The sequence below is a fragment of the Lysinibacillus sp. JNUCC-52 genome (assembly GCF_015999545.1).
In the GTDB taxonomy this organism is placed as follows: domain Bacteria; phylum Bacillota; class Bacilli; order Bacillales_A; family Planococcaceae; genus Lysinibacillus.
The window spans coordinates 3,417,348-3,431,055 of the sequence record NZ_CP065546.1; the positions used below are offsets into that span (position 1 = coordinate 3,417,348).

17 protein-coding genes and 1 riboswitch are annotated in these 13,708 nt (G+C 36.2%); of the genes, 9 read left to right on the top strand and 8 right to left on the bottom strand.

Annotated elements, in window-relative coordinates:
- Positions 1–5: 5 nt before the first annotated feature.
- Positions 6–128 carry a hypothetical protein gene (locus JNUCC52_RS16835; protein ID WP_255639590.1) on the bottom strand — a complete coding sequence of 41 codons (123 nt, stop codon included), beginning with the start codon at positions 126–128 and terminating at the stop codon, positions 6–8.
- Between the two features lie 31 nt (positions 129–159).
- Positions 160–492: a magnetosome magnetite crystal formation protein family gene (locus JNUCC52_RS16840; protein WP_139860517.1), complete on the bottom strand. Its 333-nt coding sequence runs from the start codon at positions 490–492 to the stop codon at positions 160–162.
- Positions 493–620: 128 nt separating this feature from the next.
- A riboswitch (TPP riboswitch) is annotated at positions 621–728 on the top strand.
- A 120-nt stretch (positions 729–848) separates the two neighbouring features.
- On the opposite strand from JNUCC52_RS16840, the gene thiT reads away from it, so the two are divergent.
- Both thiT and map read left to right on the top strand, forming a co-directional pair.
- Complete coding sequence (gene thiT / locus JNUCC52_RS16845; RefSeq protein WP_139860519.1) at positions 849–1,409, top strand: energy-coupled thiamine transporter ThiT; 561 nt, start codon at positions 849–851, stop codon at positions 1,407–1,409.
- Between the two features lie 245 nt (positions 1,410–1,654).
- The gene (gene map / locus JNUCC52_RS16850; protein WP_139860520.1) at positions 1,655–2,410 is read left to right on the top strand and encodes a type I methionyl aminopeptidase; all 756 of its coding nucleotides are present in this window, start codon (positions 1,655–1,657) and stop codon (positions 2,408–2,410) included.
- Between the two features lie 33 nt (positions 2,411–2,443).
- On the opposite strand, the gene JNUCC52_RS16855 is transcribed toward map, so the two are convergent.
- Entirely contained in the window at positions 2,444–3,157 is a 714-nt protein-coding gene (locus tag JNUCC52_RS16855; RefSeq protein WP_173479590.1) for a TspO-related membrane protein, read from the bottom strand.
- A 206-nt stretch (positions 3,158–3,363) separates the two neighbouring features.
- Here JNUCC52_RS16855 and JNUCC52_RS16860 point away from each other — a divergent pair, with 206 nt between their 5' ends.
- Positions 3,364–4,188, top strand: coding sequence for a polyphosphate kinase 2 family protein (locus JNUCC52_RS16860; protein WP_337980390.1), 825 nt, complete (start codon positions 3,364–3,366; stop codon positions 4,186–4,188).
- 113 nt (positions 4,189–4,301) lie between these two features.
- Entirely contained in the window at positions 4,302–4,892 is a 591-nt protein-coding gene (locus JNUCC52_RS16865) for a GNAT family N-acetyltransferase (RefSeq protein WP_173479588.1), read from the top strand.
- Positions 4,893–5,653: 761 nt separating this feature from the next.
- Here the strand turns inward: JNUCC52_RS16865 and JNUCC52_RS16870 are convergent.
- Positions 5,654–6,403 (bottom strand): class I SAM-dependent methyltransferase, encoded by a 750-nt coding sequence (locus JNUCC52_RS16870; RefSeq protein WP_337980391.1) that lies wholly within the window; start codon positions 6,401–6,403, stop codon positions 5,654–5,656.
- Positions 6,404–6,544: 141 nt separating this feature from the next.
- Between JNUCC52_RS16870 and JNUCC52_RS16875 the strand changes: the two genes are divergently transcribed.
- Positions 6,545–7,621, top strand: coding sequence for a helix-turn-helix transcriptional regulator (locus tag JNUCC52_RS16875; protein WP_173479586.1), 1,077 nt, complete (start codon positions 6,545–6,547; stop codon positions 7,619–7,621).
- A gap of 121 nt (positions 7,622–7,742) precedes the next feature.
- Here the strand turns inward: JNUCC52_RS16875 and JNUCC52_RS16880 are convergent, their stop codons facing one another.
- The 3 genes from JNUCC52_RS16880 to JNUCC52_RS16890 all read right to left on the bottom strand — a co-directional run bounded on the left by JNUCC52_RS16880 (position 7,743) and on the right by JNUCC52_RS16890 (position 9,998).
- The gene (locus JNUCC52_RS16880) at positions 7,743–8,303 is read right to left on the bottom strand and encodes a beta-class carbonic anhydrase (protein WP_173479585.1); all 561 of its coding nucleotides are present in this window, start codon (positions 8,301–8,303) and stop codon (positions 7,743–7,745) included.
- A gap of 182 nt (positions 8,304–8,485) precedes the next feature.
- The gene (locus tag JNUCC52_RS16885; protein WP_255639589.1) at positions 8,486–8,620 is read right to left on the bottom strand and encodes a hypothetical protein; all 135 of its coding nucleotides are present in this window, start codon (positions 8,618–8,620) and stop codon (positions 8,486–8,488) included.
- A gap of 142 nt (positions 8,621–8,762) precedes the next feature.
- Entirely contained in the window at positions 8,763–9,998 is a 1,236-nt protein-coding gene (locus JNUCC52_RS16890) for an aminopeptidase (protein WP_173479584.1), read from the bottom strand.
- Between the two features lie 198 nt (positions 9,999–10,196).
- Between JNUCC52_RS16890 and motA the strand changes: the two genes are divergently transcribed.
- Both motA and motB read left to right on the top strand, forming a co-directional pair.
- The gene (gene motA, locus JNUCC52_RS16895; RefSeq protein ID WP_173479583.1) at positions 10,197–11,000 is read left to right on the top strand and encodes a flagellar motor stator protein MotA; all 804 of its coding nucleotides are present in this window, start codon (positions 10,197–10,199) and stop codon (positions 10,998–11,000) included.
- Positions 10,984–11,760: a flagellar motor protein MotB gene (gene motB, locus JNUCC52_RS16900; RefSeq protein WP_173479582.1), complete on the top strand. Its 777-nt coding sequence runs from the start codon at positions 10,984–10,986 to the stop codon at positions 11,758–11,760. Before motA ends, motB begins: the two co-directional genes overlap by 17 nt.
- Positions 11,761–11,824: 64 nt before the next feature.
- Here motB and JNUCC52_RS16905 read toward each other — a convergent pair whose 3' ends face one another.
- Positions 11,825–12,046, bottom strand: a complete 222-nt coding sequence (locus tag JNUCC52_RS16905; RefSeq protein ID WP_173479581.1) for a DUF1128 domain-containing protein — start codon at positions 12,044–12,046, stop codon at positions 11,825–11,827.
- A gap of 180 nt (positions 12,047–12,226) precedes the next feature.
- Between JNUCC52_RS16905 and JNUCC52_RS16910 the strand changes: the two genes are divergently transcribed.
- Positions 12,227–12,553 carry a YtxH domain-containing protein gene (locus JNUCC52_RS16910; RefSeq protein ID WP_173479580.1) on the top strand — a complete coding sequence of 109 codons (327 nt, stop codon included), beginning with the start codon at positions 12,227–12,229 and terminating at the stop codon, positions 12,551–12,553.
- A gap of 24 nt (positions 12,554–12,577) precedes the next feature.
- The gene (locus JNUCC52_RS16915; RefSeq protein ID WP_173479579.1) at positions 12,578–13,501 is read left to right on the top strand and encodes a YihY/virulence factor BrkB family protein; all 924 of its coding nucleotides are present in this window, start codon (positions 12,578–12,580) and stop codon (positions 13,499–13,501) included.
- Positions 13,502–13,708 lie beyond the last annotated feature (207 nt).

The following is a 13,708-nucleotide window of genomic DNA, read 5'->3' on the forward strand; positions in this document are numbered from 1 at the left end:
GGCTATTATTTTTTGTGTGTCGTTACGTTAGGTGTTGTTCCTTTTTTTGCTGCGACCACTTTTTTGACAATCGGAATAACGATGGGCGCTAATTTTATTGCAGTTTTAACTACCTTCGATACTTTCATGAATACGACAGCTCCTTCATACTAAAAATTTTTAACGAATAACTCGTACAGCTTGAACAATATTCCAAATGACAATGCCTAATGAAACGAGTAAATAAATGCCAAAAGATACAAACCATATGATAATAAATGTATTCCCATTAGAAGAAGGATCAAACGTGTTCAATGATATTGTAGAAAATACAAAGACGATAAAGAAAATGATACCGAAGATAAATGGTATTAAGTGAGATATAAGTGCTCTAATGGAATGTCTCTTGACATCACTATCTTTTGATACAAAATAAACGATTACTGGAACGATAAATGGTGCAAAAAAAATACTGAGATAACTAAAGGCAGATAAAATTTTTTGATTCTCCATAGTAGTCCCTCCTTTTAAATTATTTACGCATAGAAAACGCGAAAGTTTCAAAAAAATTAATGTGGAAAAGGTTGTAATTGCATAAGGGTTTACGTACAATGAGGATGTTCAACAAAATAATAAGATGTAACGACCACAAGGGGAGCTGATGATGTCAGCTGAGACTGGGCACGTAATGCCTTTACTCTTCGAACCTGTAAGTTAACGCTTGCGTAGGGATGTGGATAGAAACCGACACTTTTACGATGTGAGGCTCTGTCCTGGCATCGTTTTTTTATGCCAGTTGACATGCATATCAAAAAGATTTCTATTCCTGCTCTTGTATCCTACATCGGAACAAAGGAGAGAATAATAAAATGGACAAAAAAAGATTACTCATGCTGATGGAAATTGCAATTTTTGCAGCGCTAGGACTTGTACTCGATCAAGTTTCTTTTAAAGTATGGGCGCAAGGTGGCTCCGTAAGCCTAGTAATGATACCAATCATCTTAATGGCATTACGTTGGGGGCTCTTAGCTGGACTAACAACAGGTTTACTAATTGGAGTTATGCAAACGATGTTTGGCGCTTATATTGTGCATTGGCTACAAGGCTTACTAGATTACGGTGTAGCATTTACGGTCGTTGGTTTAGCGGCAGTAGTACGTGGACCTATATTTAAAGCGACAGCCGCTTTGAACAAAAAGAAAATGGCCCTTTACATTGTAATCGGTACAGTATTAGCAGGTTTCCTACGTTATTTAGCCCATACAATTGCAGGGGCTGTATTTTTTGCAGAATATGCAGGCGAGCAAAACGCATGGATTTATTCAATCATATACAATGGAACATACATGCTTCCAGCAACAATATTAACAGCGATCGTTGGTGTGATATTATTTACAGCTGCACCCCAATTAATGCAACGAAAATCATAAACACGATAAGACTGTCCCAAAAGTGAAAATAGTATGCTAAGTGTAACTTAGTGTGCTATTTTTTTTATATTTCAAGACAATTGGGTCGCTGTTGTTAGTACCAGAACTTCTAAAAGGGTCTGTTTTTTACTTGTCTGGTACTTATGAAATAATGTTAGCATAGAATAATTAAAGCGTTTGGCGTTATGGACATATAAAGTTATGTTATATTAATGAATAGATATTAGATGAAAGGGACGTTATAAATGATTGTAAAAACGCAAGAAGAAATTGAAGCCTTTAAAAAAATTGGTCGCATTTGTGCAGAAATTCGTGAGGCAATGAAAGTAGCTACAAAACCTGGTGTGACAACACTTGAATTAGATGAAATTGCAGGCCGTATGTTTGCTGAAGCAGGAGCTATTTCTGGTCCTAAAGGTGAATATGATTTCCCAGGATACACATGTATTAGTGTGAATGAGGAAGTTGCCCATGGTATTCCAGGACAACGAGTTATTAAAGAAGGGGATATTGTCAATATTGACGTATCAGGTTCTCTAAATGGCTATTTTGCAGATACAGGTATTTCATTTGTAGTAGGTGAAGGGTACGAAGATAAGGAAAAACTTTGCCGCGTAGCAAAAAGTGCCTTTGACCGCGCTATGACAAAAGTAAAAGCTGGTTCTAAATTAAACCAAATTGGGAAAGCTGTAGAGCGTGAAGCTTATGCAAACGATTTAACTGTCATTATGAATTTAACAGGTCATGGTTTAGGGCGTTCATTGCATGATGAGCCAAACCATATTTTAAATTATTACGATGCTTGGGATTCAACAATTATGAAAGAAGGAATGGTGCTAGCTGTTGAGCCGTTTATATCAGCGAAGGCAGAACATATTGTTGAAGCTGGTGATGGCTGGACATTCGTTACACCTGACAAATCATTAGTTGCCCAAATTGAGCATTCTATTATTGTTACAAAAGACAAACCAATCATTTTAACTTCGTTAGATGAAGCATAAAATAAAGGCTAGATGAAAAAGCAGTTTACCGATTTATTTTCGGTAAGCTGCTTTTTTTTTAACAAATAGGATACCAACAATTAGGACACCACATAAAAATAATGCCGCTGTCGTCACAAGTAATTCATCAAGATGATTATGGAGCGCAATACCAATAAATGCCCAAATAAACACGCTAGGATAGACAATGTCGTAATAATGGTAACGAATATGTAAGGCGATAGCTACACTGATTGACAGTAAAATAACTGCCCAAAGTGGGTTGCTAAGTCCAAAACCATGCCATCCATAAGATGTTAATGTAAAACTTGCATTTGTCATCATGATAAATGTAGACCAGGCAAAATAAAGTGATATGGGTAGTCGGCCAGATAAAGTATTATTTGTATACGGATAAGTACTATAAAGTAAAAATAAGTACAATACTAATATGACAGAGCAGCAAATAAAGACTATGAATAATTCATAATGCCAAAATAAAATAGAGAGCGCCTGTAATATGCAAACATTGCTAAAGAGAACAGTCTGTTTAATAGATGTCTTTTGAAAATTCATAACTAACCAATAAGCAAGTAAAATGTAAATTAATATCCATATCATATAACTAATATTAATAGGTGCAAACATTACGGGAAAACGATTTGAGATTTCTAACGAAGATTGACCATTTATTTTTATAAAATAGGATGAAAAGGTTAGGATGAGTGAGACAATAAAGGTTATTGTCATTAAAATAATCTTAGGCAAGGCTTCCTCTCCCTTCGTGTTAAATTGTATAGGGAAAAGACAAATAAGTATATGACTGTCACATAATATCTATTTCATTATAGCGGAAAACCCTTACAATGTATCAATGAATTTGCTTTAAAAAAACTACAATTTACCATTTGAATATGCATCCAAATATTTCTTTAGTACAATAGAAATAACCAATTTGAAGGAGTGAAATTTTTATGGCCCAAAATCTTAAAAATCTTGACCTATCGATTGAACTAGACAAAAAACTGTATAAAAAGAAATTAAAAGTACTTCAATATGAAATGTTAAATGCACAGCAATTTTTACTAAACAATAAAATCGGACTTATTCTAGTATTTGAAGGAATGGATGCAGCGGGTAAGGGTGGTGCTATTAAACGTCTGATTGAACGCGTAGACCCAAGAGGTTATATAGTCCATCCAATTTCAGCTCCACAGCCTCACGAACTACGCTATAACTACTTGCAACGCTTTTGGAGAAAGTTACCACAGCATGGACAAATCGCTATATTCGACCGTTCTTGGTATGGACGAGTGCTAGTAGAGCGTATTGAAGGATTTGCTACTAAGGATGAATGGTCTCGTGCATATGAAGAGATTAACAACTTTGAAAAGATTTTAACTGCGGGAGACTACATTATTATAAAGTTTTGGTTACATGTTTCAGATGAAGAGCAGTTGAAGCGTTTTAATGAGCGCGCGCAGGATCCATATAAATCATGGAAGTTAACGGATGAAGACTGGAGAAATCGTGAGAAATCTCCTGAGTATATAGAAGCGGCAAATGAAATGTTTGCTAAAACAGATAAGAAAAACGCGCCTTGGATTTTGGTGGCAGGAAACGATAAAAAACATGCGCGAGTACAGGTGCTACAAGAAACACTTGCACATATTGAACGCGAGGCACAAAAAAGAGGTCTACATCTATCAAATGTATTGGATAAGTCCCATTTAGAGGATGCTGAATCTTCCAGTATTGAATTACAAATACATTCTAAAAGAACAAGTAAAAACAAGTAAATAAATTGATTAGTGCTGTGATAACAAGACAAGACTGTTTTAGTTGTAGCAGCATCTTTTTTTACATACAATGAATATGTATTTACATTTATCGGAAGGCTTGTGGGGGAGAAATGGTGCTTAAAATTTGGAATTTATTAAGGAAAAAGGGTGGAAATGTGGTATCGATTCAAGGAAGAAAATGCTACGTTCGCACATTCCAAGAAAAAGATGCACAAAGCTTAATGGGTCTAGTAAGTCGAAATAAATATTTTTGGTCTACATATGAACCGTTACAGCGACCTGAATACTATACAGTTGAAGCACAATATAAAAAAATTCAAGAAAGTTTATATTTAATGAATTCGAAGAGAGAATTTACATTTGGTATTTATGAGCTCGGTACAAATAATTTAATTGGGCATATTTCGTTGTATGCTATCAAGCGTTTACCGTATTCGAGTGCATTTGTTGGCTATGCAATGGATGAAATCTATGTTGGGAAAGGGATCGTTTCAGAAGCTGTAGAATTAGTTGTACAATTTGCCTTTGAACAAATTGGGTTACATCGAGTAGAGGCATATGTATCAACTGAAAATAGTGCATCTATTCGGGTCTTAGAAAAATCAGGTTTTCAACAAGAAGGTTTGTTAAGAAAATTATTGTATATTAACGGTCAATGGGTAGATCACTATATGTATGCCCGCTTAGAGCCAACAGTATAAATACGATATAAGCTATAAAAAGTGAAATGTGGTCGGGACAAAAGAGTAAAAAGTGTTAGATTGATGGCAGTCTAACACTTTTTTCTATGCCATTGTTGTGCGCTACGGCGGGCGCTTTCCGCGGGCACAGCGTAAGCCGCAACCCTCGCTAACGCGCGGTTTGTTGCGTCTTACGTTTTGTGCGTTCCCGAAGGAGTTGCCCGCCCTTCACTCCAATCAACTGGTGTCATTATGCTCTTTCGAAGGAAAAAGTTAAAATACAGTACAATTATTTTACTTATTAATATTTCTGCTATTCGTCTGCTATAGTCATTAAATAAACTTAGAGGTCTATTGCCGTTGATTTCCGCTACGAGCGGGCGCTTTCCGCGGGCACATCGTAAGCCGCAACCCTCGCTAACGCGCGATTTGTTGCGTCTTACGTTTTGTGCTGTTCCCGCAGGAGTCGCCCGCCCTTCACTCCAATCAACTGGTGTCATTATGCTCTTTCGAAGGAAAAAGTTAAAATACAGTACAATTATTGCACTTATTAATATATCTGCTAGTCGTCTGCTATAGTCATTAAATAAACTTAGAGGTCTACTCCAGTTGATTTCCGCTACGGCGGGCGCTTTCCGCGGGCACAGCGTAAGCCGCAACCCTCGCTAACGCGCGGACAGTTGCGTTTTACGTACTGTGCGTTCCCGCAGGCCGCCTTCGCTGTCAACTACTCATTCTTTAATAAGTTCATAGACCACATGCTCATTTGGCTCATCGACCATTCATTTAACAGCTTCGAATGTAATGACTTGATTTCGATTTGTAGGGTATTGCTGATAGCTATAGTCTGCTGAAATAACGATGTCTCTAAAGCCAATTTGCATTAAAAGCCTTTTAAATTCATTGATCCCATACCATTTCAATGTGAAGATTTCAAATTCGCTGTCGATACAGGTACCATCTTTCCATTTATCATAGCGATGATGGGAAGTAGTCGTTTGTTCGATATGATTCATTTCAGATTGTGTTACTTGTAATGTAATCAATTCACCTTGTTTGTTTGTAAACGTTCGATAATGTGAGCTACCTTCGCTAAATTCTGGTTGTAAAAATAAATCGACTATTAATCTGCCATTTGGTTCTAAATGACGGTAAAAATTAGCTAGTATATGCATAGCTTTGTCATCATCATCAATTAACAAAAATGTTCCTGCAGGGAGAATAATTGCTTCATAATGGGATTCTGACTGAAAGGTCTCCATATCGGCTAGAAAGATGTTTGCTTCTTTATTTGCCAGTGTTAAATTGTCTCGACAGTAAGTTAACATTTCTTCAGATAAATCAAACCCTTCGATTGACAACCCTCGCTCAAGTAATGGAATTAAAATACGCCCCGTTCCAACGGCTGGCTCTAATATTTTTCCTTTTACCTGAGAAAGTCTTTCGCTATAGTATTCAACATCTCCAAAAGAACTTCCAATTGGTTTATCAAGATTATAAACTTCTGCTGAAATAGAATGATAGGATTGCATATGTTCCTCCTGTGAAATTGTTTATTTTTCTATTTATAGAAATATTATACATAATTTAGTTGAAAGTATTTTAAAAAAACACAAGAAATATCATATAAAAGAAATGGATGCTATTTATAATTTTATTTGGGGGTGAGACAAATGGATGAACAGATCCAATTGATGATTGAGTGGATTGAAGGTAATTTAAAAAATCAATTCTCTTTGAATAAACTTGCTAATTTCATGGGCTATTCGCCTTACTATTGCTCTTTTAAATTTCACCAAGTAACAGGTATTAGTATACGACGGTATATACATCTTAGAAGATTGTATTTATCTACAGAAGATTTAGCGATGAACAGGAGAATAGTGGACATCGCCTTTGAGTACGATTATTCTTCACAGGAAGCATATAGCAGAGCATTTAAAGCTATTTTTGGAATCAATCCTAAAGAATATCAACTTAACAAAATGCCTGTTCAGTCCATTGTTAAACTTACTATGAATAAAGACGGGAAATGGTGTGAAATGCATAGTAATCAAACAACTGAAATAGAAAGGTTACAAAATACGAATAAGGAGTTATTTGAGAGGGACGTACTTAACATTTTGAACGGACAAATGATGTATGAGGAATTTAAGAATAATAGGCTAATGGAAGATTGTGATTACGCTCCATTTAACGAAGCTATGTGTGTAAACGCTACTACAACACAAGTTTTTAGTAAAGCATTTATAAACGAGCGAGCTTATGGACACCATGATTCCGTAGAGAATTACATTCAAAAGGTTATTGCTCCATTAGAAAATCTTTTTAACAAAGAGTATAAATATATCGTTTTATGGTTTGGTGAAGACATGTTTTGCCAAATGAACCTCCTTACACTACTATCTTATCTTGAACAGTCAGGCTATAAGGGGAAAGTGTTCTTAAATAGTTTCAGAGAGGACGAGTTTAAAGTTAATCAAACGGAACTGCAATTAGGGCATTATAATGCAGTATACAAGGAGGTATTGAATAACCACAATAAGCCATCGAACGACGTACTACCTGTAATGTATCAGGCCATTAATATCTATTTGGATATGTTAAACGAAGATAATGCAGTAGTAAAATTTATTACCAAAAATAAAGACTTGCCAACAGCCGAATTGTTGAAGCAATGTTTTGTTCTATTTTCAACAGTAGGCTATGGTGATTTACAATATTTACAGCTTATCAATAAAATCAAATAGGATAAAAAAATGTGTCTATCATTCGACCTTTCGATACGATAGACACATTTTTTATTATATATTGAATGATTGTCTGCCAAAAGAACAGTGAGCTCTAAATAAGCTCAGTAATGTGTGTATATTATTTGCTACCATCGTCGATTAAATCAAGACGACCAGTATTCGGGTCAATTACTAAACCGTGAACAGGTACAGTTTGTACCATTAGTGGGTGATTACGAATGGTATCGACACTTTTCTTAACGCTAGTCGCTACATCGCCGAAACCACGTAAAAAGTCTTTTAAATCAATACCCGAGTATTCCATCATTTTAATCGTTTCTGGTTTAATACCACGGTTAACCATTTTGCTAAGCATTGCATCTGGATCAACTGCGCTCATACCACAGTCGTAATGTCCAACTACATACACCTCATCAGCTTGTAGTTCATAAACAGCAACAAGTAAACTACGCATTACGGCACCAAATGGGTGACTTACTAAAGCACCAGCACTTTTTACAATTTTTACGTCGCCGTTTCTTAAGTTCATCGCTTTTGGTAATAGTTCTACAAGGCGCGTGTCCATACAAGATAAAACAACGATACGCTTATCTGGGTACTTTGTTGTAATAAAAGGCTCATATTTTTTTTCTTGAACGAAATCTTCATTGAACTTTAAAATATCTTTCAACATTGTCATGAAATTTTGCTCCCTTCCCTACAGAAATATTTTAGAGCAAAAACGTAAATATGCAAATAATAATAACAATATTCATGCAATTTTATGAAAAAAAAAGAAGTTTGCTTAGTTAATTAGCGAATCCTAAGGCAATCCGTAAATGCAAAAAAACAGCTACGTAAAGTAGCTGTTTTGATTATGAATTAATATTTTTCTTTTGGTAGTGGGTCTACAGTTACTGAAGATTTAGAATCTAAGCCAACTTGTAGGTAATGAATGAAAAATCCAAGAGAAATTAATAATACGGCTGTGAAGCCAACTACAGTTGTGATGAACATTATAAAAGCTCCTCTCTACTTAAATAATCTACTATAAGAACTACATTAATTATACAATAGGTTGCTAGGAAAATGTAAGGATAATTTATGACATCCATAAGATACCTAGACTAGAATAATATTATCAGGAACGACTATTGTCTTAAAATGCCCAGTTACCATTGCGGAAAATTGGTTCGATTTGACCATCAATTGTAATTCCATCAATATCCATTTTAGCAGAGCCAATCATAAAGTCAACATGAGTTAAACTCTGATTCAACCCATGTTTCAGTAGTTCATCCGAAGACATTTCTTTGCCTCCCTCTATACAAAATGCATAAGCTCTACCTATCGCTAAATGGTTAGAAGCATTTTCATCGAATAATGTATTGTAAAATAATAAATCAGATTGCGAGATAGGTGATTGATGGGGCACAAGTGCTATTTCACCAAGATAATGAGCCCCTTCATCTGTCGCTACAAGCGAGGCTAAAATTTCTTGCCCTTGCTCAGCCTGAATATCGACGATGCGACCATCTTTAAATGTTAATTTAAAGTTATTGATAATATTGCCACCATAGCTTAAAGGCTTCGTGCTGGATACATAGCCATTCGCGCCTGTCTTTAACGGTGCTGTGAAAACTTCCTCTGTTGGCATATTCGCCATAAATGTCTGCCCCTGTATATTGACGCTACTACCACCTGTCCATACATGCTTTTCAGGTAATTCAATTGTTAAGTCTGTTCCTGGAGCTGTATAGCGAAGGGATTTATATTGCTTCCCATTCAAATAGTCAGCTTTATTATGTAGCTGTAAATCGTGAGCTTTCCATGCGCTGACAGGTTGTTCTTGATCAATGCGTGTTGCAGTAAAAATGGCTTCCCATAATGCATCAACTTGTTGTTCTTCGGGTAGTTGTGGAAATACTTTAGCAGCCCATGATTTAGAAGGAGCTGCGATAACTGTCCAACTAAATTTGTCTGCCTGTAGCATATTATAATAATTTACTAGTGCTTTACCTGAGGCTTTTTGGAAAGTCATAATTTTTTCATGATCTATATCCTTTAAAAGGTCAGGATTTTGCGAAACGATACTTAAAAAGGCAGCCCCTTGTTCAGCAAGCCATTCACGTTCTTGTATTTTCCATGGCGGGAAGAAATCGAATGAGTCTTTTGGAGCTTTTTCATAGCGTGTTCGAACAAGTTTATCATCCGATAAATCGACAAATACCTGTTTTGCACCATTTTCGTAGGCAATTTTAGTAATTATTTCTGCTAATTTTAAGTTATCGGTCGAACAACTCATATATAGGTATTGATTTTTCTGGATATTTACTCCTATTTTCACAGCTAATTCGGCATATCTTAGTAATTTTGTGTCAAATGATAATAACAAATTCTTAACCCCTCTCGATTATAGACAATTTAGTGTATTATTCTTAATTCAATATAATCAAATATGGTCGAAATGTGAATAAAAAGCATTTATTTCATCGAAAAATTAGTGAAATACATTTATACTATATAATATCTTTATTTAAAATATGGAAAATTGGACGAAAATAAGTAGGATAGAAGATTTGGAGGTTCGAGAATGGATTTATCGTCAGTAGTAGGGGTAATATTAGCGTTTATCGCCCTGTTAACAGGGATGGTCTTAAAAGGTGTAAATTTAAGTGCCTTTTATAACCCAGCGGCTATTTTAATTATCATCTTCGGTACAATATCTGCTGTAACAATTGCCTTTCCAATGAAGGAATTAAAGCGGGTGCCAAAGCTGTTTAAGATTCTTTTTAAAGAAACAAAACTAGCGGATGATATTGAAATCATTAAAATGTTTTCACAATGGGCCGATTTAGCACGCCGTGAAGGTTTGTTAGCGTTAGAAAGTAAGGCTTCAGAAATTGAAGACCCATTTTTGAAAAATGGTCTTACATTAGCAATTGATGGTCAAAACGCAGATTATATTCGTGACGTATTAACGGAAGAAGTAGAGGCGATGGAAGACCGACATACAAGTGGCGCAGCCATTTTTACACAAGCAGGTACATATGCCCCGACATTAGGGGTACTCGGTGCGGTAGTAGGGTTAATCGCAGCGTTAGCAGATATGAACGATATTGAAAAGTTAGGACATGCCATTTCAGCTGCTTTCATGGCAACATTATTAGGTATCTTTACAGGGTACGTATTATGGCATCCATTTGCCAATAAGTTAAAACGTAAATCAGCGGTTGAAGTGAAGCAAAAACGTATGATGATTGAAGGAATCCTTTCTGTTTTAGAAGGAGAAGCTCCACGTGTTATTGAACAAAAATTATCTTCTTATTTAACGATGGAAGAGCGTCGTCAAATTTCGGGTGAAAGCGGGGCGGGCGGCCTTGGCAAAGAAAGCTAAGAAAAAAAAGCATGAAGAGCATATTGATGAGTCTTGGTTAGTACCGTATGCTGATATTTTAACGTTATTACTAGCGTTATTTATCGTACTTTTTGCATCCAGTTCAGTTGACCAAGAAAAGTTAGATCGAATGTCAGCAGTATTTAATCAGGTTTTTGATGGTGGTACGAGCTTTTTAGAACAGCCATCGCCACTGCCAACGCCTGATGCAAATAATGACCAAACACCGCAACAGCCACAGCAAAACTCAGCGTATTTAAAGGATCAACAGGAGTTAGCTGAAATTAAAGATAGTGTAGATAATTTTATCGCAGTAAATGAGATGGAAGGTCAGTTTGCAACTGAAATGACTGATGAAGGATTGCTAGTAACAATTCGAGATAGCATCTTGTTCGACTCAGGGAGAGCAACCATTAAGCCGGAGTATAATACAATAGCTAAGGAACTTGCAGGTGTGTTAGTATCTGATCCTGCTCGTAGTATTGTCATTACTGGTCATACCGATAACGTGCCTCAAACAGGTCCTGAATTTGCTTCAAACTGGGAATTATCGGTTATGCGTGCTGTGAACTTCTTGAAAATTTTAGTGGATAGTAACTCAAATCTTGATCCAGTTTATTTTAGTGCAAAAGGTTATGGTGAATATAAAGCCATCGCACCAAATAATACGGCTGAAGGTCGTGCAAAAAATCGTCGTGTCGAAGTGTTAATTCAACCACTTGTTGCTGAAGACGGTTCTGCTGCGATAAACGCGCAGTAATTAAAAAATGCTATTAGCGAAAGACTTGAAGTCCTTGCTAATAGCTTTTTTAATGCCTGTACCATTATTTGCGTAAAGACCCTAATTCGGCAACGATAGCTTGCATTTCGCTTGGGCTAAATGTGTCACGTTTCATTACCATTTCGTACAGATAGACTAAATCTTCATAATTTGCTTCATCAAAATTCTCTGATTTCATAGCATCTACGTTTACCATGCGGAGCTTATCTTTCATTTGTTCGACCATATAAATAACGTTTTCTTTTGACGGTACTGATAAATCCATTCAATTAAACCTACCTTTCATAATCCTAGCCAATATCATTTCATTGAATAAAAAAAATGTCAACACTGTAATTGGGCGTTGCTTTAAAAATGCACTGTTATTGGGTAGAATAAGGGCAGTAAGCTGTTTAGTTATTTTAAAAATGGGAATATCATTAAACAAGCAGGGGGTATATAAAATATGGGACAAAGTAAATTATTAGCATCAATCGTTGTAGGGGCAGCTGTAGGAGCTGCAATAAGCATGTTTGATCGAACTACACGAGAAAAAACAGTCGCTACAACAAAAAAAATGAAAGAAGCGGTATCTTATTACGCCTCACATCGAAGTGAATTGCAAGACCTCATTGAAGAAAAGGTGTTAGCAGCAAAAGTACTTTGCGATAGCGTATCAGAAAATGTGAACACGCTAGCCGAGAAAGTTGATGAGTTTAAAGAATTGCCTTCTACAATTCAAGGTATGATTAGTGATACCAAATCAGCTTTTACTTCACCAGATAAAGAATAAGCTGTATTAAACGGAGGGGATTAAATGGAAAAGAGAAAAGCATCAATACATTCAACGATTGGTGAGGTGAAATCGTTTTTCTCACCAGATGAAGATGCGGTAGATGTGATGACATCGAAGGGCTTTATTCAAGATTTAATGCTTCGCATACAACGTGTTGAAATATCAGCTCTTGGCGCACAACTTGCTTATTTCTTTTTACTTTCTTTCTTCCCCCTATTAATTTTCCTTGTTACCCTATTGCCATACTTAAACCTAGAGACGACGCAAGTTTATTCGTTTTTAGTCAATTTAATGCCTGATGAAGTATATAGGCTGATTGAAAGTACACTAAAAGAAGTATTAACAAATCGTAATAGTAGTTTATTATCGATCGGGGTACTTGGGACGATATGGTCTGCATCAAAAGGAATAAATGCGTTAATAAGAGCTCTAAATAAAGCCTACGATACTGAAGGTAGGGTAGGTTTTGTGGACAGAGGACTGTCCCTTGTATTTACGATTGCTTTAGTAATTGTAATTGCAGTAGCTCTTCTATTACCTGTCTTTGGGCAACAAATTGGACACTTCTTGTTTTCGATTGTTAACATTGAAGATGAGTTTGAATCTCTTTGGCGAAATATTCGATGGTCCATGCCACCATTACTTATCTTTTTAGTATTGATGGCAATCTATTGGTTAGTACCAAATACAAGCCCGCGATTAAAAATTATGGGTGTATGGCCAGGTGCCATTTTTTCAACGCTTGCTTGGCTCGTTGTGACATATGGTTTTTCTTTTTATATTAGTAACTTTGGAAACTATTCTGCTACATACGGTAGTATTGGTGGCGTTATTATTTTAATGCTATGGCTGTATTTTACAGGGATGATTTTAATTTTTGGTGGTGTGTTAAATGCCACCATGCAAAAAAGAGCCTTGCTAAAAGCGGAAGGTGCTATCAAATAATGAGAAAGGGTGGTCTCGGTTTGAGACCACCCTTCAATCTTTTTAGATTTAACTGCCGTTGTTTCACGCTTCAGCTCCTCAACCGTAAAAATCCACTACACTTTCCGCGGGCACAGTGTAAGCCGCAACCTTGTTACGTCTTACAACTGTTGCTGTTCCCGCAGGAGTCTCCGTGGATTTTTACTTGGTAAATCACAGAGTGTCTGG

Bases quoted from the DNA above. Each gene is read 5' to 3' on its own strand.
- JNUCC52_RS16840 (WP_139860517.1), bottom strand. From the start codon at position 492: ATGGAGAATCAAAAAATTTTATCTGCCTTTAGTTATCTCAGTATTTTT.
- JNUCC52_RS16875 (WP_173479586.1), top strand. From the start codon at position 6,545: ATGGATGAACAGATCCAATTGATGATTGAGTGGATTGAAGGTAATTTA.
- JNUCC52_RS16860 (WP_337980390.1), top strand. From the start codon at position 3,364: ATGGCCCAAAATCTTAAAAATCTTGACCTATCGATTGAACTAGACAAA.
- JNUCC52_RS16835 (WP_255639590.1), bottom strand. From the start codon at position 128: ATGAAAGTATCGAAGGTAGTTAAAACTGCAATAAAATTAGCGCCCATC.
- JNUCC52_RS16905 (WP_173479581.1), bottom strand. From the start codon at position 12,046: ATGGATTTATCAGTACCGTCAAAAGAAAACGTTATTTATATGGTCGAA.
- JNUCC52_RS16870 (WP_337980391.1), bottom strand. From the start codon at position 6,403: ATGCAATCCTATCATTCTATTTCAGCAGAAGTTTATAATCTTGATAAA.
- motA (WP_173479583.1), top strand. From the start codon at position 10,197: ATGGATTTATCGTCAGTAGTAGGGGTAATATTAGCGTTTATCGCCCTG.
- thiT (WP_139860519.1), top strand. From the start codon at position 849: ATGGACAAAAAAAGATTACTCATGCTGATGGAAATTGCAATTTTTGCA.
- map (WP_139860520.1), top strand. From the start codon at position 1,655: ATGATTGTAAAAACGCAAGAAGAAATTGAAGCCTTTAAAAAAATTGGT.
- JNUCC52_RS16915 (WP_173479579.1), top strand. From the start codon at position 12,578: ATGGAAAAGAGAAAAGCATCAATACATTCAACGATTGGTGAGGTGAAA.
- JNUCC52_RS16865 (WP_173479588.1), top strand. From the start codon at position 4,302: ATGGTGCTTAAAATTTGGAATTTATTAAGGAAAAAGGGTGGAAATGTG.
- JNUCC52_RS16880 (WP_173479585.1), bottom strand. From the start codon at position 8,303: ATGACAATGTTGAAAGATATTTTAAAGTTCAATGAAGATTTCGTTCAA.
- JNUCC52_RS16910 (WP_173479580.1), top strand. From the start codon at position 12,227: ATGGGACAAAGTAAATTATTAGCATCAATCGTTGTAGGGGCAGCTGTA.
- JNUCC52_RS16885 (WP_255639589.1), bottom strand. From the start codon at position 8,620: ATGTTCATCACAACTGTAGTTGGCTTCACAGCCGTATTATTAATTTCT.